Annotated in this window: 19 protein-coding genes; 9 read left to right on the forward strand and 10 right to left on the reverse strand. The window is 46.7% G+C overall.

Annotated features, from left to right (window positions below; genetic code table 11):
• Positions 1–132 precede the first annotated feature (132 nt).
• Complete coding sequence (rbr, locus tag Selli1_RS08655; RefSeq protein ID WP_281872737.1) at positions 133–801, forward strand: rubrerythrin; 669 nt, start codon at positions 133–135, stop codon at positions 799–801.
• An 88-nt stretch (positions 802–889) separates the two neighbouring features.
• Here rbr and Selli1_RS08660 read toward each other — a convergent pair whose 3' ends face one another.
• From Selli1_RS08660 to Selli1_RS08670, 3 genes are all read right to left on the reverse strand, one after another.
• Positions 890–3,556, reverse strand: coding sequence for a heavy metal translocating P-type ATPase (locus tag Selli1_RS08660; RefSeq protein ID WP_281872739.1), 2,667 nt, complete (start codon positions 3,554–3,556; stop codon positions 890–892).
• Positions 3,557–3,757: 201 nt separating this feature from the next.
• Complete coding sequence (locus Selli1_RS08665) at positions 3,758–4,786, reverse strand: helix-turn-helix domain-containing protein (RefSeq protein WP_087166780.1); 1,029 nt, start codon at positions 4,784–4,786, stop codon at positions 3,758–3,760.
• 3 nt (positions 4,787–4,789) lie between these two features.
• Positions 4,790–5,170, reverse strand: coding sequence for an ArsR/SmtB family transcription factor (locus tag Selli1_RS08670; RefSeq protein ID WP_281872740.1), 381 nt, complete (start codon positions 5,168–5,170; stop codon positions 4,790–4,792).
• 230 nt (positions 5,171–5,400) lie between these two features.
• Here Selli1_RS08670 and Selli1_RS08675 point away from each other — a divergent pair, with 230 nt between their 5' ends.
• Positions 5,401–5,619 (forward strand): cation transporter, encoded by a 219-nt coding sequence (locus Selli1_RS08675; protein WP_087166782.1) that lies wholly within the window; start codon positions 5,401–5,403, stop codon positions 5,617–5,619.
• 116 nt (positions 5,620–5,735) lie between these two features.
• Positions 5,736–7,622, forward strand: a complete 1,887-nt coding sequence (locus Selli1_RS08680; protein ID WP_281872741.1) for a heavy metal translocating P-type ATPase — start codon at positions 5,736–5,738, stop codon at positions 7,620–7,622.
• On the opposite strand, the gene Selli1_RS08685 is transcribed toward Selli1_RS08680, so the two are convergent.
• Together Selli1_RS08685 and Selli1_RS08690 are read right to left on the reverse strand one after the other, a co-directional pair.
• The gene (locus Selli1_RS08685) at positions 7,606–8,412 is read right to left on the reverse strand and encodes a Cof-type HAD-IIB family hydrolase (RefSeq protein WP_281872742.1); all 807 of its coding nucleotides are present in this window, start codon (positions 8,410–8,412) and stop codon (positions 7,606–7,608) included. The two genes, Selli1_RS08680 and Selli1_RS08685, sit on opposite strands and share 17 nt — an antisense overlap.
• Before the next feature lie 43 nt (positions 8,413–8,455).
• Complete coding sequence (locus Selli1_RS08690; RefSeq protein ID WP_281872743.1) at positions 8,456–9,610, reverse strand: double-cubane-cluster-containing anaerobic reductase; 1,155 nt, start codon at positions 9,608–9,610, stop codon at positions 8,456–8,458.
• Positions 9,611–9,970: 360 nt separating this feature from the next.
• On the opposite strand from Selli1_RS08690, the gene licT reads away from it, so the two are divergent.
• The 5 genes from licT (at position 9,971) to Selli1_RS08715 (ending at position 16,426) form a co-directional block, all read left to right on the forward strand.
• The gene (gene licT, locus Selli1_RS08695; RefSeq protein ID WP_087252247.1) at positions 9,971–10,810 is read left to right on the forward strand and encodes a BglG family transcription antiterminator LicT; all 840 of its coding nucleotides are present in this window, start codon (positions 9,971–9,973) and stop codon (positions 10,808–10,810) included.
• A gap of 145 nt (positions 10,811–10,955) precedes the next feature.
• Entirely contained in the window at positions 10,956–12,869 is a 1,914-nt protein-coding gene (locus tag Selli1_RS08700; RefSeq protein ID WP_204863666.1) for a beta-glucoside-specific PTS transporter subunit IIABC, read from the forward strand.
• A 24-nt stretch (positions 12,870–12,893) separates the two neighbouring features.
• Positions 12,894–14,351, forward strand: coding sequence for a glycoside hydrolase family 1 protein (locus tag Selli1_RS08705; RefSeq protein WP_281872745.1), 1,458 nt, complete (start codon positions 12,894–12,896; stop codon positions 14,349–14,351).
• A gap of 90 nt (positions 14,352–14,441) precedes the next feature.
• Positions 14,442–15,272 carry an acyltransferase domain-containing protein gene (locus tag Selli1_RS08710; RefSeq protein ID WP_281872746.1) on the forward strand — a complete coding sequence of 277 codons (831 nt, stop codon included), beginning with the start codon at positions 14,442–14,444 and terminating at the stop codon, positions 15,270–15,272.
• A 68-nt stretch (positions 15,273–15,340) separates the two neighbouring features.
• Positions 15,341–16,426, forward strand: coding sequence for a M24 family metallopeptidase (locus tag Selli1_RS08715; protein WP_087166789.1), 1,086 nt, complete (start codon positions 15,341–15,343; stop codon positions 16,424–16,426).
• Positions 16,427–16,499: 73 nt separating this feature from the next.
• On the opposite strand, the gene Selli1_RS08720 is transcribed toward Selli1_RS08715, so the two are convergent.
• The 5 genes from Selli1_RS08720 to Selli1_RS08740 form a co-directional block, all read right to left on the reverse strand.
• A complete protein-coding gene (locus tag Selli1_RS08720) occupies positions 16,500–17,147 on the reverse strand; it encodes an ABC-2 transporter permease (RefSeq protein WP_281844227.1) in 648 nt (215 codons plus the stop codon).
• The gene (locus tag Selli1_RS08725; RefSeq protein WP_281844228.1) at positions 17,144–18,007 is read right to left on the reverse strand and encodes an ABC transporter ATP-binding protein; all 864 of its coding nucleotides are present in this window, start codon (positions 18,005–18,007) and stop codon (positions 17,144–17,146) included. The genes Selli1_RS08720 and Selli1_RS08725 overlap by 4 nt, the downstream gene beginning before the upstream one ends.
• 4 nt (positions 18,008–18,011) lie before the next feature.
• The gene (locus Selli1_RS08730) at positions 18,012–18,386 is read right to left on the reverse strand and encodes a GntR family transcriptional regulator (RefSeq protein WP_087166930.1); all 375 of its coding nucleotides are present in this window, start codon (positions 18,384–18,386) and stop codon (positions 18,012–18,014) included.
• A 71-nt stretch (positions 18,387–18,457) separates the two neighbouring features.
• Positions 18,458–19,189 (reverse strand): ABC transporter permease, encoded by a 732-nt coding sequence (locus tag Selli1_RS08735; protein WP_281844229.1) that lies wholly within the window; start codon positions 19,187–19,189, stop codon positions 18,458–18,460.
• Complete coding sequence (locus Selli1_RS08740) at positions 19,186–20,037, reverse strand: ABC transporter ATP-binding protein (protein ID WP_191437422.1); 852 nt, start codon at positions 20,035–20,037, stop codon at positions 19,186–19,188. The genes Selli1_RS08735 and Selli1_RS08740 overlap by 4 nt, the downstream gene beginning before the upstream one ends.
• Positions 20,038–20,218: 181 nt before the next feature.
• Between Selli1_RS08740 and Selli1_RS08745 the strand changes: the two genes are divergently transcribed.
• Positions 20,219–22,228, forward strand: a complete 2,010-nt coding sequence (locus Selli1_RS08745) for a glycoside hydrolase family 31 protein (protein WP_281844230.1) — start codon at positions 20,219–20,221, stop codon at positions 22,226–22,228.
• Positions 22,229–22,238: the final 10 nt, after the last annotated feature.

Raw genomic sequence — 22,238 nt, forward strand, 5'->3', positions numbered from 1 at the left:
GCACTGAGCTGAAAGAATGCAGGAAAAGAGGCATGACCGTGTCGTTGAGATGCGATTGTGCTTTTTTTCTGGAAAAGTTGGCGATTATAAAATGCTGTTTGTGGCTACCAGAAAGTGTCGCTCGACAACACAATGACAAAATGGAAATGTAAGATCTGTGGTTATATTTATGAAGGAGAGACTCTGCCGGAAGACTTTGTATGTCCGATCTGCAAACAGCCGGCATCCTCTTTTGAAAAGATAGAGGAAATACCGGCGGCAGGAACTTCTCCGTATGCCGGAACAAAGACAGAAAAGAATCTTCAGGAAGCATTCTCAGGGGAAAGCCAGGCAAGAAATAAATACACCTTTTTTGCGCAGGTTGCACAGAGAGAAGGATATGAGCAGATAGCGGAATTATTCCTCCAGACAGCCCGCAACGAACAGGAACATGCCCGCCTGTGGTATCAGGAATTAGGACACATCGGGACAAGTAAAGAAAACCTCCTGGCGGCAGCAGCAGGAGAAAATTATGAGTGGACCGATATGTATGAGCGCATGGCGAAAGATGCCGAGGAAGAAGGTTTTCATGATCTTGCAGAACGGTTCCGGAGAGTAGGCGCGATCGAAAAACGTCATGAGGAACGTTACAGACAGCTTCTGGAGAATCTTGAAAAAGGACAGGTATTTGAGAAAATCGAAGAAACTGTATGGGAATGCCGCGTGTGTGGACACATCCATGTAGGAACAAAAGCTCCGGATGTATGCCCGGTATGCAGCTACAGCCAGTCCTACTTTGAAGTGCATAAAAAGAACTACTAATATGTAAAAATAAAGCTGGAAGAAACCAGTCCTTTTGAAAGGCACGGTTTCTTCCAGCTTTTGTGCAAATAGAGAGTAATGAAGCTATTTAAGCAATGGTCTGAACGCCTGTTACTTCATATCCTTCTTCTGTAACAGCGGCAGTGAGCATTTCATCTGTAACGGATTCCGGTACACAGACAGTTGCTGTCTTGTCTTCCAGGCTGACAACAACATCCGTTGCACCCTCGATTGCTTCAAGAGCTTTCTTTACGTGCTTTACGCAGTTCTGGCACATCATTCCTTCTACTGAGAGTTGTTTTTTCATTGTGATACCTCCTGTATTTTGTTTCGTTTTATTTTGACAGCAGTCTTCTTGCGGGAGGGCTTCCCTGGCGGAAGGCTCTTCGGAAGAGACGTGTTCTGCTATCGTCGTGTGTGTAACAGTAAACGGCTTTATCTCTGTCTCCGTATTGGCGGAAGCGGCAGCGGATCCGTGTTTCGGCTTGAAGAAGCGCAGGCGGAGTGCATTGCTTACGACAAAGACGGAACTGAAGCTCATGGCGAGAGCCGCAACCATCGGATTCATTTTCAGACCAAAGGCGGTGTAGAAGCATCCGGCAGCAACAGGGATACAGATTGCATTGTAGAAAAAGGCCCAGAACAGGTTTTCCTTGATGTTGCGGATGGTCGCTTTGCTCAGTTCGATGGCGCCTGCTACATCCAGCAGGTCGTTCTTCATCAGGACAATGTCAGCGGATTCCATGGCGATGTCAGTACCTGCGCCGATGGCGATTCCGACATCTGCTCTGGCAAGGGCCGGAGCATCGTTGATTCCATCACCGACCATGGCGGTTTTTTTGCCGCTTTCCTGAATCCGGCGGATTTCTTCTTCCTTATCCTGAGGGAGCACTTCGGCGATAACTCGGTCCACACCGACCTGCCGGCGGATTGCTTCGGCAGTCTTTTTGTGGTCTCCGGTCAGCATGACGACTTCAATTCCCATGGCCTGAAGCTCTTTGACAGCATGACGGCTTGTCGGTTTTACGACATCGGCTACAGCGATCATGCCAAGAAGCCGTCCGCCTTCGGCAAAGTATAACGGTGTCTTGCCGTCGGATGCCATTTTATCCTGTAACTGCTCCAGTGCCGGATCATGGATGGAAAAGGCGTCCATCATCTTCTGGTTGCCGGCCAGATATTCTACGCCGTCGATTGTTCCCTTGATGCCCTGCCCCGGTATCTGCTGAAAGTTCTGTACTGCAAGATACGCGATCTGGTGGTTTTCTGCTTCCTCGACAATCGCATGTCCAAGTGGATGCTCAGAGAGCTTTTCCAGAGATGCAGCCACTTGAAGAAGTCGGGCTTCCGACACTTTCGGCTCGCAGACAATATCGGTCACCATCGGTTTTCCCTGGGTGATTGTACCCGTCTTATCCATGACAACCGTCTGGATCGAGTGGGCGGTTTCCAGCGCCTCTGCGGACTTGATCAGAATTCCGTTTGTAGCGCCGCGGCCGGTGCCGACCATGATTGCGGTCGGAGTCGCAAGTCCAAGCGCACATGGACAGGAGACAACCAGAACGGAAACGGCGATGGTCAGCGCAAATTCAAAGGATGCTCCCAGGATCATCCAGACAACAGCGGAAACAATGGCAATGGTAATGACAATTGGGACGAAAACGCCGGCTACCTTATCTGCAAGCTTTGCGATCGGAGCCTTGGAACTGGTCGCTTCATCCACGAGACGGATAATCTGTGCAAGAGCGGTTTCGTCCCCGACTTTGGTTGCCTGCATTTTGAAATATCCACTCTTATTGACAGTTGCGCCGATAACTTTATCTCCGGCCTGCTTGTCAACAGGAATACTTTCGCCTGTTATCGCAGATTCATCAATGGAGGCAGAGCCTTCCATCAGGATTCCGTCTACCGGGATGGATTCGCCGGCCTTTACAATCAGTATATCACCTTTTTCCAGTTCTTCCACCGGAATTGTGGATTCCACACCGTCACGGATGACGGTTGCGGTCTTCGGGGCAAGGTTCAGAAGCTTGTTGATGGCATCGGAAGTCCTGCCTTTTGCACGTGCCTCGAAAAACTTGCCGAGGGTGATCAGCGTCAGGATCGTGCCTGCACCCTCAAAGTACAGGTCGTGGGAAAATTGATGCACCATCGCGATATCCCCGTGTCCGAGACCGAATGAGATCTTGTACAATGCGTAGATGCCGTATGCGAGAGAAGCGCCGGATCCGAGGGCGATCAGGGAATCCATGTTCGGGGATCTGTGAATCAGTGTCTTAAACCCGACACGGTAGTATTTGAAGTTGATAAATACGACCGGAATCAGGAGTAGAAACAGGGTAAAGGCGTAGATCATGGAATTTTCCGTGCCAAGGAAAATATCCGGCAGCGGCCAGCCCATCATATGTCCCATGGAAAGATAAAACAGCGGGACCGTGAAGACAAAGGACCAGATCACCCTCCGTTTCATGCTCTCATATTCTTGCTTTGCGGCAATGGCAGATGCGGACTGCGCTGTTGCGGAAGATGCTTTCTTCTGCCCTCCAGTCTGTAAGGAAGCACCGTATCCGGCCTTCTCGACTGCCTGAATAATATCGGCTCCGGTCAAAGTCTGGTCATCGTAGTTGACGACCATGCTGTTTTTTAAGAGGTTGACCGAACACTCTTTCATGCCGGGAAGAGCCGAGACTGCTTTTTCCACACGGGAAGAGCAGGCAGCACAGCTCATGCCGGTCACATTGTATTTTTCCTGCATATCTATTCTCCTTTCTGGCCGCACGGCTGGAATAAAACCGCCGCATCACGACCATGTATATTCTTATGAGGAAACAAATACACATATACGGGGTATGAGTATCTGTGTGGCTTTAGTATAATCCAAAACAAAAAGTTTGACTTGCCCAATCAGAAATAAAATTAGTCCAAATGGAAGAAGTAGAAAAACGGACAGACGTTTTCATACGTCTGTCCGCTTCTGCTGGATAAAATTTCCTTCTCTGTATTTTTTTCGATAACTGCTCGGTGTCAGATTGGTAAATTCTTTAAATGCCTTGGCGAATTTCCCCTGTGTTTCGTATCCTACTTTTGCGGCAATCTCGGCAATGCTATCGTCTGTCTGCTGCAGAAGTTCCATCGCCTTGCGGATCCGGAATTCTTTCATATAAGTTGCAATGGGCATTCCGTAAACGCCTTTAAAAATTTCTTTGAGCGAGGAAGTGTTGATCAGATACTGGCGGGACAGCTCTTCAATCGTATACCGGCGGTCCAGGTGTTCCGTAAGCTGATGATGGATCTCCTGCATCAGTGCGGCCTGCCGGGACTGGACCTGGGCAGGGGCCGAGATCTCCGGGGACAGGCGGTATAAATAGAGAAGCAGTTCCTGAACTTTCAATTTAAAATATGGCATGCGGAGCTGTTCCGGAAGTCCGTATAATGGGCGGAAAATGACGTCAATATCCGGCCCGGACGGAAGAACGGCCGGGGTCTCCGGCAGACAGAACCATCGATATAGAAGGTCCGGATCCAGCATTATGTCCCGTAAAATCGGAGGCATGTGCAAAGAAAGTTCTTTCAGATTGATAAAAATACTGATCCCTTCGCAGTAACCAAGCGGAAATGTCATAACAGAATCTGCACAGCAGTCTGTACTGTGCAGGGACAGATCCCCGCTTCCGAGGTAGACGGAGGTTCCGCTTTTGAAATTCCAACCGATTCGGCCGAAACGGCAGTGGGTAATTTCAAGAATATGACGGTTGGCACCATGCCGGAAAGAGACCTGATCTGCCAGAAACCAGTCGAGAGAAAGCAGGATGCCGGGAAATACAGGATAGATCTCCAGTTTCCCTTTTCCGGACGTCTGTGATTCGAACTGCTCTGTAAACAGGTTGCTTCCCTGATGATCATCCGTGTGCTGTTCAAGAACAAGGGAACCGTTTGGAATATCGCATAAAATAGATTCGATCTGAATGAATGGCTCATGTTTCATATTCTATTTCCCCTCTTTATGACTGGGTGAGGAAGAAGGACAGGAAATCTGGATCACCTGCTCGATCATGCGATGAAGCAGTTGAGCCTGTACCGTGTCGGCCGCTTTATAATAGACTTCTTTTCCTTCCCGCCGGCTGACAATCAGTCCGGTGATTTTTAACTGTTTCAGATGGTGGGAGACTGCCGGGCTGCTCATTTCTACAAGCGAGGAGATATTGATGACACATTCCTCGCAGTGGCATAAAAGCCAGAAAATCCGGATCCGGCTCTGATCGCTCATCTGTTTGAACAGATCCGCGACAATCTGAAAGTCTTCCGGATTTGGAATCTGATCCGGCATGTGTTCAAATGTCTGGCCGTGATCATGTGGTAAAGTTTTCATAAGCGATTCCTCCTTTGATGCTATTTTTACTATAACAGCATGAACGAAAGAAAACAAGGCAGAAGAAATTTCCGTGAAGAAGAAGGAATTTGCCCAAAAGGAAATAGATTTAGCCGGTTTGGAAGGGAATTTGAGATGATTATTGACCTGAAAGGAAGATATGCTATCATAAAGACAAACGATTAAACAGTTGTTTAATTAAGCAAGAGTAACAGAAAGGATGTAGAATCATGAAAAGAAGTTATAAGATCGAAGTAGACTGTGCGAACTGCGCAAATAAAATGGAAGCTGCGGCAAAGAAGACTCCGGGTGTAAAAGATGCTGTTGTTAATTTTATGCTGCTGAAGATGAATGTTGAGTTTGAAGATGGACAGAATCCGAAGGAAGTGATGCAGGAAGTCCTCAAAAACTGCAAAAAGGTAGAGGCTGACTGTGAGATCTTTCTTTAAAATGTTCGTTTTTGAATAAGTGCACCGTAGATTTACAAGAAAGATTCTGCGGTGCATTTCTTAAGAATAATATATGAATATATGAGCATATATAAAAATGAAAGAAGGGAATTACTATGACAAAAAAACAGAAAATCATGCTGGTGCGGATTTTGATTGCGGCCCTGCTTCTTGTCGGACTGAATTTTGTCCCGGCAGAAGGCTGGCTCCGGTTTGTACTGTACTTGATCCCGTATCTCGTGATCGGTTATGATATTTTACTGAAGGCATTCAAAGGGATCCGGAACGGCCAGGTGTTTGACGAGTGTTTCCTGATGGCAGTGGCAACGATCGGAGCCATTGCTCTGGCACTTTATGAAAGGAGCGGAGATTATACGGAGGCAATCGCCGTCATGCTCTTTTACCAGATCGGAGAGTGGTTCCAGAGCTATGCGGTTGGAAAGAGCCGGCGCAATATCAGCGAGCTGATGGATATCCGTCCGGATTACGCCAATATGGAAAGAGACGGAAAACTGGAAAAAGTAGATCCGTATGATGTAGAAATTGGAAGTACGATTGTAGTTCAGCCTGGAGAAAAGGTACCCCTTGACGGTATTATTGTAGAGGGGAACTCCACTTTAAATACCAGTGCGCTGACAGGAGAAAGTCTTCCAAAAGATGCGAAAGCAGGGGATGAGATTATCAGTGGATGTATTAACATGACAGGCGTTCTGAAAATCCGGACCACAAAAGAATTTGGCGAATCTACAGTATCGAAGATTCTGGATCTGGTGGAGAATGCAAGCTCCAGAAAATCCCGTTCAGAAGATTTTATCTCCAGATTTGCCCGGGTATATACGCCTGCGGTCTGCTATGCGGCACTGGCACTTGCATTCCTGCCGCCGCTTGTCCGGATGCTTTTCATGGGGCTTCCGGCGGACTGGGGAACCTGGATCTACCGGGCGCTCACCTTCCTTGTCATCAGCTGCCCATGTGCCCTTGTGATCAGCATTCCGCTTAGTTTCTTTGCAGGAATCGGAGGGGCAGGTAATGCAGGAGTTCTCGTAAAGGGTTCCAATTATCTGGAAACGCTTTCACGGACAAAGACGGTGGTCTTTGACAAGACCGGAACACTGACGAAGGGCGTCTTTGAAGTCAATGCCATTCATCACAATTCCATGGAGGAGGAAAAACTGCTCGAATATGCGGCTCTTGCGGAGAGTGCGTCTTCCCACCCGATCAGCAGGAGTCTGCAGAATGCCTACGGGAAAGCGATAGACCGTTCCCGTGTGGAGAACATTCAGGAGATCAGCGGCAACGGTGTGACGGCCCGCGTGGACGGTGTGGAAGTGGCGGCGGGAAATGACAAGCTCATGGAGCGTCTGGGAATTCCTTATCAGAACTGCCATCTGGCCGGAACGATTATCCATATGGCGATAGACGGCGCGTATGCAGGTCATATCGTGATTTCGGATATTGTGAAGCCGCATGCCAGAGAGGCTGTACAGACATTGAAAAAAGCAGGGGTCACAAAAACAGTGATGCTGACCGGAGATGCTGCAAAAGTGGCGGATAAAGTAGCTGCAGAGCTTGGAATCGATATGGTTTACAGTGAACTGCTTCCTGCGGATAAGGTAAAAAAAGTGGAAGAGCTTTTAAAGGAAAAACCGGAAAAATCGGCACTGGCATTTGTGGGCGACGGAATCAATGACGCCCCGGTTCTGGGACGTGCGGATATCGGAATCGCCATGGGAGCCATGGGATCGGATGCAGCGATCGAGGCGGCGGATGTAGTGCTGATGGATGATGATCCGATGAAGATTGCAAAGGCGATCCGGATATCCCGGAAATGCCTGCGGATTGTTTACCAGAATATTGTATTTGCCATCGGTATTAAGCTGATCTGCCTGCTTCTGGGAGCGGTAGGAATCGCAAATATGTGGCTGGCTATTTTTGCGGATGTCGGGGTTATGATTCTGGCAGTGCTGAATGCGATCCGTGCACTGTTCATAAAAAAGCTGTAAGCAGGGAACGCACAGCCTCGGCAACACCGTCGTGGTTGTTGGAGGAAACAACAACATCGGCCATGGATCTTAAGGCCGGTACGGCATTCCCCATCGCAAAGCGCAGTCCGGATGCCTGAAACATGGTAATATCATTTTCGCCGTCACCGATGCAGGCGATCTCGTCCTTTGAGACAGAAAGATAGTCTGCTACGGCTGAAAGGGCAGTGCCCTTGGTGGCATTGGAGGAATAAATTTCCGCATAATACGATGTGCGGGCAGAAGAAAGCTCAGGGAACTCAGACACGATGCGTCTGGTACGTTCCCTGGCTTTTTTTGTGAGAAGGAAAAACTGCAGCTCCTCCACGTCCGCGTGCCGGCTTCGGATAAATTCTGCAAGATCCGGCACCGCTTTTGCATGGGAGGCGTCACGGCCATAGATCAGATGTCCGAAGAAAGGCAGAAGCTGACCCTGCAACAGATAATCATGGCGGATATGTGCCGCCATTTTCAGATCCGGCCCCTGGCAGGATTCAATAATTGTCGCCGCTGCTTCGTAAGGCATGAGAGCACGGAAGAGAGTCTTTCGTTCTTTCAGATCTACGGCAACAGCACCGTTGGAGGAGATGACATAGCGGAACAGGCCCGTTTTCCTGAGCTGATGCGGAATACAGGAGAGCGCGCGTCCGGTAGTAGGGACAATCTCAATCCCCGATGTCCGGGCAAGGTATAACGCATCCATTGTCTTTTTGCTGATTTTACTGTAGGAATTCAGACAGGTTCCGTCCATGTCAAGTGCAAGCAGTTTCATAATGTTTTTCCTCTTTTCTTGTTAAAGCAAATGGTGTCAATCGTTACTGTAACAGTTCGACAAAAGCGCCGAGTCTTGTATCGATCTGTGCCTGATCCGACGGGGAATAGTCGGTGTTAATGGCAATATATGGAATATGCTTCTTCTGTGTGACAAATTTCTTGACCGCGTCGGATTCGATAGCAAAGGTGTGGCATGCCTGAAGCAGCACTTCCACGACACCGTCCACCTGGTATTCATCGATCTGCACATCCAGAGCTTCGAGACGGCCAGGGTTCGGACTCATGACGGAGCAGTTGACGCGGAGATATTTCTCTGCAATCGCAGTGATCGGATCCTTTTCTTCATCAATCGGATCTTTCTTTTCACGAGGGCCGCAGCAGTTTTCAAATCCAACAACGTCGGCTCCAAGCTCCTCAATCCGTTTCACGATCTTGTCCATGACGCCGTTTGTCGGACATCCGGTAATGAGGACACGCGGCCGGGACGGCTTTCCTTTATATTCACGTTCATAAAGATCTTTTAATTCGGCGGTACGTTGGTTGAGAAATGCGATTTTTTCTTCCAGATCCGGTGAAAATTCGTTGGAAGAAATCACGGTATTGATTTCATAGCCGCTGATCGGGGATGGTTTCAGCCGTGCCACCTCGAAGAAGTCAAGGACAGCTTTGCGTTCCCGGTTCCGGAGCTTGATGGCATCCCGGATTTTATCTTCTGTAATGGTAATGCCGTAAAACTGTTCCAGATCTTCCTTTACGCTGATGACTTCCTGTTTCCAGAATTCCAGCGCACCCCGTCCGGTCTTTCCGGGCGGAAGCTGCATGATGTGGCAGTGTTTCAGCTCGCCCATCAGCTCGTACATCTTTTTCTTCCCGTCACAGGTTGTTTCGGCCAGAACCATATCCGAAAAATAAAAGAACGGGCACCGGTCGGTCACAGCGGCACCATAGCTGGCCTTGATGAGCGGACAGAGGTTTTTCGGAAGCCGGAGCTCGGCAGCAGGGATGTTGTCGTCTCCGATTCCGCACAGAACAACGGCAACGGCATCCGCGGCAAGGATCAGTTCCCACGGGGTATAGGTACAGAAGACCCCGACGATCCGGCGGCTCTGCTCTTTTAGTTCTTTCATGGTGATAAATGCCTTCTTGCGGGCTTCCGGGTAAGTTTCAAAGTTTTCCGGTAAAGAAAATTCTGGCATTTTGGTTCCTCCTTGGTTGTCAATTATAATTATACTAGATATTATAGGAAAAATCCAAAAAGATTGAAAATAGAAACAGACTATAAGAAGGATAGAGAAAATCGATAATAGAAGTAGGGGGACAATTTTGGATGTTTTGCCTAAAAATAAAGAAATAAAATTATGATAAATGATGAAAAGAAAAATTATAGTGGACAAATGAAGCTGAAGCTGATAATATAGATGCGTAAATGAAGTTTGTTATTACGTAATGGTAAGCAAGACTGTTTATAATACTGATGGACTGGTATTGTAGGCAGTTTTTTATTTTGCATCAAAGTACTTCGCTGTTTCGCCGCTTACCGGAAGGGATGAGAGCAAGTGAAAATTGTCAGAGTTCTAAACACGAACGCGGTCGTATCGACAGACCGGCAGGGAAAGGAAATCATCATCACCGGTGCCGGTATTGGATTTAAAAAGAAAAAAGGCGAGGAACTGGATAAATCTCTTGTAGAGAAGATTTACTGCCTGCAAAGTGAAGAAGATAATCACCGGCTTCAGCAGGTGGTTCGGGAGATTTCGGAGAAGTATCTGGAGACGGCCGGGAAAGTCGTGGTTTCGGCGAGAAATGCGGGATTGAAAGTCCGGGATACTTTGTATGTAACGCTGACTGATCATATCAATTCCGCAGTCGAGCGTTATCAGAACGGGATCAGCCTGAAAAACATGATGCGTCATGAGATCAGGAAGTTTTACCCTCAGGAGTACCGGATCGGCTGTCAGGCAATCGAATGGATTGAGAAAAAGACAGGGATTGATCTTGGAGAAGATGAGGCGGCATTTATTGCCATGCATATCGTATCTTCCGAGTTCGAGACAAGTGAAGTTTCAGATGTGCAGAAGATTACAGAACTGATCAATGCAATTATCAAGATTGTAAAAATGCATTTTAAGATTGATTTCGATGAGGATTCCGTATCCTATCAGAGATTTCTGACACATTTGAAGTTCTTTTCCGCCCGGGTTATGGACGGCGAAGTGTATCAGGACAGCATGGAGGAAATCTACCGTGCCATGGTAGTGCAGAACAGCCGGGCATATACCGGCGTGGAAAAAGTGGCACAGTTTATCGAAAAGCAGTACGGGTACAGGCTTAGTATTGATGAAGAGCTGTATCTGCTGATTCATATAAAAAGAATATTGGATGAACAACAAGAGTAGTTCACAGGTTTGTTATTATTCAGTTAAGCAAGACCTGACCGCAAAAAGAGCGTACATCCCGGGAATGTACGTGCTTTTGTGGTCAGGTCTTTGTATTTTCCGGGAAATTCCGGAGTTATCAAATATGATATGAAGAGGTGAAGACATGGATTACGCAAGTGTAGCCAAAAAAATCCTGCAGCGTGTAGGGGGAAAAGAAAATGTAATCAGTCTTGTACATTGTATGACAAGACTTCGATTCACACTGAAAGATGAGTCCATCGTAGATGATGAGGCGGTAAAAAAGACAAAAGGCGTTATGGGCGTCATGAAGAAGGCGGGCCAGTATCAGATCATTATTGGAAATGATGTAGCCAATGTATATGCAGAGCTCAATAAGCTTGGCAATTTCTCAAGTGAGGCTCCGAAAAAGGCGCCGGAGAAGAAAGAGAAAAAGAATGTGGTTTCCATGCTGATGGATACGATTTCCGGCATTATGGCTCCGGTTATTCCGGCCATCATCGGTGCGGCAATGATCAAGGTACTTTTAACGCTCCTTCCGATGATTGGAGTGCTGAGTACTGAAGGAGATACCTACAATCTGTTAAGTGTAATGGGTGACGGTGCATTCTTCTTTATGCCGGTGCTGATTGCGATTTCCGCATCCAAGAAATTCGGCACCAATATGTATTATGCGGCAAGTATCGCACTGATTATGCTGCATCCGAATTTTATTTCTCTGATGAGCGAGGCAAATGAAGCAGGCGAAATAGTAAAATTTCTGGGATTCATCCCGGTAACGTATGCATCTTATTCCTACTCGGTTATTCCGATTATCCTTGCGGTGTGGTCGCTGAAATATGTGGAAAAACTGGTAGACAAGATTACTCCTGTGGTGACAAAGAACTTCTTAAAACCGATGCTGGTCGTACTGATTGAAGCACCGATTGCACTGATCGTGTTAGGACCTCTTGGGGCTATTTTCGGAAATGTATTGTCTGACGCGGTATACTTTGTTCACGACAAGCTTGGATTTATCGCAATCGGTATTGTAGCCGGTATCTATCCGTTTGTCGTGATGGCAGGAATGCACCATGCATTTACACCGATCAAGCTTGGAATGATCGCGACAACAGGATATGAAAACTTTATCTGTATCGGAGAACTCTGCTCCAACATGGCACAGGGTGCGGCGGCGCTTGCAGTATCCATCAAAAGTAAAAACAAAGATTTCAAACAGATTGCCGGTTCTTCCGCATTTTCCGCACTGTTTGCCGGAATTACGGAGCCTGCTCTTTACGGTGTAACACTTCGTCTGAAACGGCCGATGCTTGGCGCATGTATTGGAGCGGCTGTAGGAGGACTGTTCGGCGGATTCTTCCAGATGAAATGCTTTGGTATTGCAACACCGGCGATTGTAACGATTGTACAGTATGTAGAGGAAGACCGGGCATCCAGCCTTCTGATCGCAGCACTTACGATTCTTCTGACAGTTGTAGTGACATTTATTGCAACAATGATTATCGGATTTGAGGATATTGTGGATGAGGACGATGATCTGGATGAAGTGACAATGGAAGCGGATGTAAAAGAGGAAGCACTGGAAGAGAAACTCCTTAAAGAAGGAGAAGAAATTCACGTATCCAGCCCGATGCAGGGAGAATGTATTCCGCTGGAAGAGGTAAAAGATGCGACATTTTCACAGGGAATCCTCGGAAAAGGAACAGCGGTGATCCCGGAAAAAGGGGAAGTGAGAGCGCCGTTCGACGGTCGGATTGACGTGATGTTTGAGACTGGACATGCAGTTGGAATGACAAGTGAAGACGGGGTAGAACTTCTGATTCACGTTGGAATGGATACTGTAAATCTGGAAGGAAAATATTTCTACCCGAAAAAGTCATCCGGAGACAAGGTGAAAAAAGGAGAAGTGATTCTGGAATTTGACAAAGATGAAATTGTCAAGGCGGGATATGACATTACGACTCCGATTATCGTCTCCAACACAGATAAATTCAAAGACGTGGAGGCTGACGTGACCGGGCCGGTGAAAGAACTGGATGAGATTTTAGTAATTAAATAAGAAAAGAAAGCAGGAGGAAAGGCAATGGAACAGATGAAAGCAGCCGGATTTCCGGAAGGATTTTTATGGGGCAGCGCATCTGCCGCATACCAGATTGAAGGCGGCTGGCAGGAAGGCGGCAAAGGCGTAACAAACTGGGATACATTCGTACGTATTCCTGGAAAGACATTTAAAGCGACGACAGGCGATGTGGCGGTTGATCATTATCACAGATACAAAGAGGATATTGCATTGATGGCAGAAATGGGACTGAAGACCTACCGCTTTTCCATCTCCTGGGCAAGAATCTACCCGGAAGGAAAAGGGAAAGTTAATGAGGAAGGCGTTGCCTTTTACCAGAATATCATTGATGAATGTCTGAAATACCGGATCGAACCAATGGTGACGATCTACCACTGGGATCTTCCTCAGGCACTTGTGGACGCTTATCAGGGATGGGAAAGCCCGCAGATTATCGATGACTTTGTCAATTATGCAAAGACACTGTTCACACGATTTGGAGATAAAGTGAAATACTGGATTACACTGAATGAGCAGAATATTTTCACTTCCCTTGGATGGCTCACTGCACAGCATCCGCCTGGAAAATTTGATGACCAGAAAATGTTTTATCAGGTGAATCACCATGCTTTTATGGCTCATGCAAAAACTGTGCTTGCCTACCGGGAGATGGGCGGAAAAGGCGAGATCGGTGCAAGTTTTGCATATACCCCGTCCTATGCACTGGACTGTAAACCCATCAATGCCATGGCAAAAGCAAATTACGATGATCTGAAAAATTACTGGTGGATGGATGTTTATGCATATGGACGTTATCCGATTGCAGCTCTTACTTATTTAAGAAAGAAAGGATTCGCACCGGACATGGCTGAAGGCGATGAGGAGATCTTAAGAAAGGCGGCCAAAGAGATCACCTTTATGGGCGTAAATTACTATCAGAGCTGTGTCTGCGAATACAATCCGATAGATGGGGTAACACCGTATGGAACGATGAATACAAGCGGTGTCAAAGGCTCTGCTCAGGAAGTGGGAATTCAGGGAATCTATAAGAATCCGGCAAATCCATATCTTCTGACAACCGACTGGGACTGGAGCATTGATCCGTCCGGACTGTGGTTCTGCTGCCGTGAGATTACAAGCCGTTATGGACTTCCGATTATCATTTCCGAAAACGGACTAGGCGCATTTGACAAGAAAACGGAAAAAAATGAGATTCACGATGAGTACCGGATCTGCTATCTGAAAGAACATATCAAGGCGCTGGGAGAAGCGATTGAAGAGGGATGTCAGGTTCTTGCGTACTGCACCTGGTCCTTCACCGACCTCTTAAGCTGGCTGAACGGCTACCAGAAACGCTACGGATTTGTCTATGTAGATCGGGAAGAAGAGGAAGGCGGTACCCTGAACCGCTATAAAAAAGACAGCTTTTACTGGTACCAGAATGTGATCCGGACAAACGGAGTGGAGCTCTTTCAGGAATAGTGGATTTGATGAGGGTACAGTCCGGCTTCCGTTTTAGCACTGTGCCTGCTATAATAATCTCAGCAGATTAAAAAATGCAGGAGTAATCAGATGACATTAGAAGAATTATATAAACGTATTGATTTACAGCCGGAAATGAGAGAAAAATTATGTATTATCGGCGAAGAAGTAAATCTGGAAAAGGTAAATGAGATTTTGCAGCAGATGCAGGAACTGAAAACAGCTGAATCGGCCTATCGGAAGTTGCAAACGGTACTTGCGGAAGATGAAGGGAATCTGAAAATGCTGTATTGCCAGTTGGAATGCGCCAGACAGGTCTGTGAAACCTGTCAGGCAAAAATGATTCCAGACACTATTTTTCTGGACACCATGAAGTGTTTCCCGAGATTTCTGGAAGAGTGCAAAAAGAAAAACGGGCATATGTTTTTTGACAGAGGATGGTGGACTTATCGTCAGACAAGTATGGCGATTTTCAGAATCGGGGAATTGGAATATGAGCGAAAGGAAACAGACGGCGAAAAGGTAATCAGTATTCATATTCCATCCGATGCGGATCTGTCAAAGGAGGCGGTAGAAGATTCTCTGAACAGAGCAAAACTCTTTTTTGGAAACTATTATCCTGAATGGAAAGAGTGCCGGTATACCTGCAATTCCTGGCTGCTTTCACCGGCCCTGCAATCCATGCTGCCAGAAACATCCCGGATCCGGTCCTTTCAGAACCGCTTTGAGATTATAAGGGAAAATAGAGATGACAGGGAATATATGGAGTGGCTGTTTCAGGTTCCCGGGGACATCGATCCAAAAGACCTTCCAGCAGGAACCAGTCTGCAGAAAAATGCAAAAAAATACATTCTGGAAGGCGGCAATATAGGATCTGCTTTTGGCATCTTGAAAGTGCTTTCAGGACATCCCCATGATTGACTTTTATATATGACAAGATTATAATAATATCAGCTAGATAAAAACATATTGAAAGTGGGGTATTAGCAATGGATCAAGCAAAATTAGGAAGAATCTTAACAAAGATGGAAGAGCAGGGAATGCCGCAGATGATCATTTCCGATCCTCCGACAATTTATTACTTAACAGGTAAGTGGATTCATCCGGGCGAAAGAATGTTAGCTCTTTACCTGAATGTAAACGGAAATCACAAACTTGTAATTAATAAGTTATTCCCACAGGAAAAAGATCTTGGTGTTGAGCTTGTTTGGTATGATGATGTAGAGGATGCAGTTGAAATCTTAAGCCAGTTTGTTGAAAAAGACAAACCGATCGGAATTGATAAAGTATGGCCTGCAAGATTCCTTCTCAGACTTCAGGAATTAGGCGCAGGAAGCAAATTCCTTAACGGTTCTATGATCGTTGACTATGTGAGAATGGTAAAAGACGAGCATGAGCAGCAGCTGATGAGAGAAGCTTCCCTTGCAAACGACAAGATTATGGAAGAGCTGATTCCGCTTGTAGTAAAAGGATACACAGAAAACGAACTGAACGCAAAAGTTCGCGAAATGTATGCGGCTACAGGTCATTCAGGAGTTTCCTTTGACCCGATCACAGCATACGGAAAATCCGGTGCAGATCCGCATCATGTAACAGATGATACAAAAGGAAAACGTGGAGACAGCGTTGTACTTGATATCGGCGGTATCTTAAATGATTACTGCTCAGATATGACAAGAACAGTCTTCATCGGAGAAGTATCTGACAAAGCAAGAGAAGTATACGAGATCGTAAAAGAAGCTCAGCAGAGAGGTATCGATGCTGTAAAACCGGGCGCAAGAATGTGTGACGTTGACCTTGCCTGCCGTAACTACATCACAGAAAAAGGATATGGCGAATACTTCACACACAGAACAGGACATTCCATCGGTATGGAAGACCATGAATACGGCGATGTTTCTTCTGTAAACGAAGACATCATCCAGGTTGGACAGGTATTCTCCATCGAACCGGGTATCTACCTGATGGACGAAGGAATCGGTGTTCGTATCGAAGACCTTGTTATCGTAACAGAGGACGGATGCGAAGTACTGAACCACTTCACAAAAGATCTGATCGTAGTTCCGGAAGAATAAGATTTTCATTAAGATTCTGAAAAGACAAATTGAGGCACAGGATGTCAGATCCTGTGCCTCTTGCAATAGTGTCTTATTTCAGTTTTCTTTCATAGAAATGGACGGATAAGAAGAAGCTGATGACCAGAAGAACAATGGAAATCAGAAGCCCGATCACAAACAACAGGGTTCTGTTGAGGAATAACAGGTCCAGAATGTTGAAATTTAATGCCGACACGGCATATGTCATTGCGGTAATACAGGTGACAATGACATACAGGATTGTTCCGAGCTTGGCGCCAAAGAGAAAATAACCAAAGTAGGTAACTGCCATAAAGGTGAGGGAAAGCGGGATTCCCATGGCACAGATCTGCATCCCTTCTGTAAAAGAGGCCACCTTGTAGACAGAAATATAAATCAGTGAAAATCCAAGGGAGACCAGCAGGAAAAATCCTGTACAGAGCAGTGCCAGGATATATTTGGCAAGAACAATCTGCCTCACAGTCAGCGGAAATGTACGCTGTAATTTATAAAAGTGTGCGATCTCATCCTGCTCCATGGAAAACTGAAGCATGGAAGTGCCAAGAATCGGAATCGCCATGCCGCAGAAAAGAACAAATACATATCTGGTCTGGAATACGAGGGTCAGTGCCACGATCATGACCGTGGCAAAAATCCAGTTCAGCAGGTTCTTACGTATGATAATGCTCTCATAAAAATCTTTTAATATAATTCCTTTCATTCCAGTTTCTCCCCCTTTGCGTAAAATAGCATGATTTCCTCCAGATCGGCAGAATGGATTTCCACATCCTGGAAAATCTGTTTGAGACTGTATCTGTTTTTGACAAGGACACGGTAACTGTAGTCCTCTTTCCGGTAATAGACAACGTCTTCCGGATTCAGGTTATCGAGAAAGGATTTTTTGCAGTTGATAATGCCGTACTCATTCTGAAGCTCATCATAGGACTGGAAAAAGAGCAGCCTGCCATGATGAATATAGGCAACATAGTCGGCGATTTTATCCAGGTCGCTTGTAATATGGGAGGCGATCAGGACCGTATGATTTTCTTCCTCGCTGAATTCCCGGAGAAGGTCGAGGATTTCATCCCGGAATACCGGATCCAGGCCGTTGGTCGCTTCATCCATGATCAGAAATTTGGGAGAATGACTGAACGCGATGGCAAACTCCAGCTTGGTTTTCATTCCCCTGGAAAATGTTTTCAGGCGTTTCTTTGCGGGAAGATCGAAGCGTTTCAGATAGGAACGGTAACTGTCCGCATCCCAGTTTTTATATACATGAGAAAGAAACTTCCCGATCTGAAGAGGGGTAAAGTTTTCATCATACCCTGCATCATCAAAAATGACGGCCAGATCCTGCTTGATCAGATTCGGATGTGCGGCGATGTCTTTTCCCAGCAGCTCCAGCTGGCTGTAATCAGCTGGGATGAGGCCGAGGAGTGCATTGATCAGAGTTGATTTTCCGGAACCATTTTCACCGATGATACCGAGAATCGTACCCTGAGGAAGAGAAAAGGAGATATGGTCCAGGGTAAAGTCTTTATAGCGTTTTGTCAGATTTTCAATTACCAGTGCCTGCTGCATGGAATTAGTCCTCCTTGTAAACAAGTTCAAGTGTAGTCTGAAGCTCCTCGAGGGAAAGTCCGTTCTCTCTTCCGAGGGTGGCGGCGTCCGTCAGGAGCTCTTCGATTCTGCGCAGATTTTCTTCACGGATGAAATCCTGATTCTGGGTTGATACAAAAGTCCCCTTTGCAGGAACTGTGATGATAAATCCGTCTCTTTGCAGATCGTCGTAGGCACGCTGCGTCGTGATGACGCTGACGTGCAGGCTTTTGGCGAGCTTGCGCATGGAGGGCATAGCCTCGCCGGGTTTCAGCTCGCCTTTCATAATCATCTCCTTGATCTGAGATGTAATCTGTTCATATATTGGTTTGTCGCTGGAGCTGCTCAGTATGATCTCCACATAATCACCTTTCTTTCCATCTGTTTCACTGTCTTTGTACAGTTTACCTGATAAAAAGGCAGGAGTCAAAATCAATTTGACTCAAAGCCGTTTTTCCGGTAAAGGATGAGAAACAGCAGGATGGAAAGCAGGGCCTCCAGGACAAGTACCAGAATTCCTTTCGTATCGATCACAGACGCTCCGAGATCCAGATTGGTGATGGCCGCGTTAAGCGTTCCGGTAAACAGAAAGCCGGAAATCCGTTCGATCGTTTCGTTCAGACCGGAGAGCATCGGGATGAGCATCAGTACAATCAGAACCGGAGTGGTGATGGTGCCGGCGGTCATCTGGTTTGGTGCAAAGATTCCGAAAATCATGCCGATGATACAGCTGATCATAGAAGCAGCTGTCGAAACAGCCAGGAAAGCCATCCATTCGGAAGCGTCAAAGGTCATTCCGGAAAGGAAGACACAAAGCACATTGACGATGATAAGCAGAGCCAGTGACGGTAGAAGACTTCCGATGGAAAATTCCAGTCCGTTTACGGAGGAGGTCATCAGGGTGCGGAGTGTATGTTTTTCTTTCTCTTCGGCAAGCAGAGCGGCAACGCAGTAGATGCCGGTCATACAGATATTCATCAGTACACCCATGGACAGTGCATAGCCGCTTGTGTCAACGCCGATGTCCATATTTCCGTATATCATTTTGATCAGATAGGTAAAGGCCAGAGAAAATGCCGGCATGATAATCAGGTTTTTACTGAAAAGTGTGCGGCCTTTTACTTCCATAATTGCGGTCAGTTTTCTAAGATGAATGGTTTTCATGATAATGTCCTCCCTGTCACAGTTAAAAATACAGTTTCCAGTGTCGGTTCGCAGGAGTGAATCGTCTCAATCACGTTCTGCGAAATCCAGCCGGCGAGTTTCCGGCTGGTTTCTTCACTTTGTTCCAGCTCATGCCGGCTTCCGTCCTGTAAACGGACCCGGTACCTCTTGAGGGTATTATATTTCAGGCAGATGGATTCCGGTGTGCCGTACTCTACGATGGTGCCTTCGTTTAGCAGGGCAACGTGGTCGCAGAGTTTGGAGGCCTCTTCCATATTGTGAGTGGTCAGGAAAATGGCCATACCGGATTCTTTCAACTCAAGAAGCATCCGGTGGATTTCCAGAGCGGTCGTCGGGTCCAGTCCGCTGGTCGGCTCATCCAGAAAGAGTACTTTGGGGCGGTGAAGGATGGCCCGTGCAAGGATGAGGCGCTGTGTCTGGCCTTTGGAAAGCCTGCCGGCAGGTTTCTTCCGGTGATCATACAGCCCGATCCGCCTCAGAAGAGGGTCAATATCCTTGAGCGGTACATTCAGAAGCCTTGCAAAATATTTCAGATTGTCATAGACGGACAGCCGCTCATAGATTCCGCTTTGATCCGTAACAATTCCGATCTGTTCATAGATGGACTCATCAATGTCCTGACAACGTTTTCCAAGCACTTTGGCTTCCCCGGAAGTAGGGAGAAGCTGTCCGGTCAGGATTTTGATGGTTGTGGTCTTCCCAGCACCGCTAGGGCCAAGAAAACCGAGAATTTCGCCTCGGTGAAGGACGGCGCTGATATCTTTCAGAACGAGGTCGTTCTGAAACTTTTTGGATAGATGGTGAAAGGAAATATATTCGTTGTTCATAAGCTTACTCCTTTTCTTGTTAATACTGTACTTGTTTGATAAGCACAGTCTAGCACGAACTGACATTACTGTCAATGTTAGATATATACAGTTTGATTTTTTTTTCAGGTTTCGTTTGACAACAGGAAAAAACAGTGATTAGATAGGAGTATGCAATTATGAGAAGAAAGGAAGAAAGAGTATGATCAGCAGATATACATATGGAAGTTGCATTGAAACCGGTGCGGTGCCGGAAAAGCCAGAGATCGAGGCGGGAGCGCTTCCTTTTTTTGTGGTAGATGAAGAACAGATGACTTTGACATACCGGATGGCGGAACACGACCGGGTATACGGACTGGGGGAAAATCTGCGCGGAATCAACAAGCGTGGATGGATCTATGAAAGCAAATGTACGGATGACCCGAATCATATGGAAGAAAAGCGTTCTCTTTATGCTGCCCATAACTTTTTTGTAGTGGACGGTTCGGAGACGTTTGGCGTTTTCGTGGACTATCCGGGAATTGTAAGTTTTGATATTGGATATACGAAGATGGAGGAACTGAAAATTCAGGCATCGGACTGGAATCTGGATGTTTACGTGATTACAGGCATGGATGTGAAAGATATTGTAAAGCAGTTCCGGAAAATGATCGGACGCAGTTACATTCCGCCGCTGTGGGCATTTGGATATGGACAGAGCCGCTGGGGATACCGGAGTGAGGATGATGTCCGGGAAGTGGTGAAAGCGTACCGGGATCTTCAGATTCCGTTGGACAGCGTATATCTGGATATCGATTATATGGAGCGGTATAAGGATTTTACCCTCAATCAGGAAACATTTCCGGATTTTCCGGACTTTGTAGAAGAAATGAAGAAGGAAAACATTCACCTGGTACCGATTATCGATGCCGGCGTGAAGGAAGAAAAGGGATATCCGGTATATGAAGAGGGAATCGAGAAGGGATACTTCTGCAAAAAAGAAGACGGGACTCCGTTTGTGGCAGCAGTCTGGCCGGGCAGAGCCTTATTCCCGGATATGCTCAATACCGAGGCGCGTAACTGGTTTGGAGATCAGTACCGTTTTCTTCTGGATCAGGGGATCGAGGGCTTCTGGAACGACATGAATGAGCCGTCCATCTTTTATACGGAGGACAGCCTGAAGGCGGTCATGGAAAAAATCGATACCTATAAAGGAAAAAATCTGGATCTGGACAGTTTCTCTGAATTCCAGGGGCTTGTGGGAGGCCTTTCCAACAATCCGGAAGACTATAAAGCATTTTACCATGATATGGACGGTGTCCGGGTGCGCCATGACCGGGTGCACAACCTGTTTGGATACAATATGACAAAGGCGGCAGGAGAAGCGTTTGAACGTCTGGAACCGGACAAGAGAATTCTCATGTTTTCTCGTTCTTCCTATATCGGTATGCACCGGTATGGCGGAATCTGGCAGGGTGACAACAAGTCCTGGTGGTCCCACCTGCTTTTAAATATCAAGATGATGCCGTCTTTGAATATGTGCGGTTTCCTCTATACAGGAGCGGATCTGGGCGGATTCGGCGCAGATACGACAGAGGAACTTCTGATGCGCTGGCTGGAGTTCGGCATTTTCACGCCGCTCATGCGGAACCATTCCGCCGCGGGAACAAGGGAGCAGGAAGTCTACCGGTTTGGAAATACAGCAGGATTCCGGCATGTGATCGGACTGAGATACCGGCTTATCCCGTATCTTTACAGTGAATATATGAAAGCGGCGCTCCGCGGCGAAATGATGTTCCGCCCGCTGGCCTTTGATTATCCGGACGATAAGTATGCCGCTCAGGTGGAGGATCAGCTGCTTCTTGGCAATGAGCTGATGCTTGCCCCGGTCTATGAGCAGAACGCGAGAGGGCGTTATGTTTACCTGCCTGAGACGATGAAGATGGTACGCTTTAAGGAGGACGGAACGATGGAGACAGAGATCCGTCCGGCAGGACATCAGTACATCGATGTGGAACTGACAGATGTTGTATTTTTCATGCGTCCGGATACGCTGATTCCGCTGGCAAAACCGGCACAGTGTACGCAGGACATTGATTTTGAGCATCTGGAGCTTTTGAAATTTGTGCAAAATGAGATGGCATCTTATGAATATTATCATGATGACGGATACAGCAAGGATTATGAAAATCCGGAACATCTCTCTCTTCTTTTTTCAACGACAGAAGAATAAAATGGAGTGA

The sequence above is a fragment of the Sellimonas catena genome (genome assembly GCF_027924685.1).
Classification (GTDB): Bacteria; Bacillota; Clostridia; order Lachnospirales; family Lachnospiraceae; genus Sellimonas; species Sellimonas catena.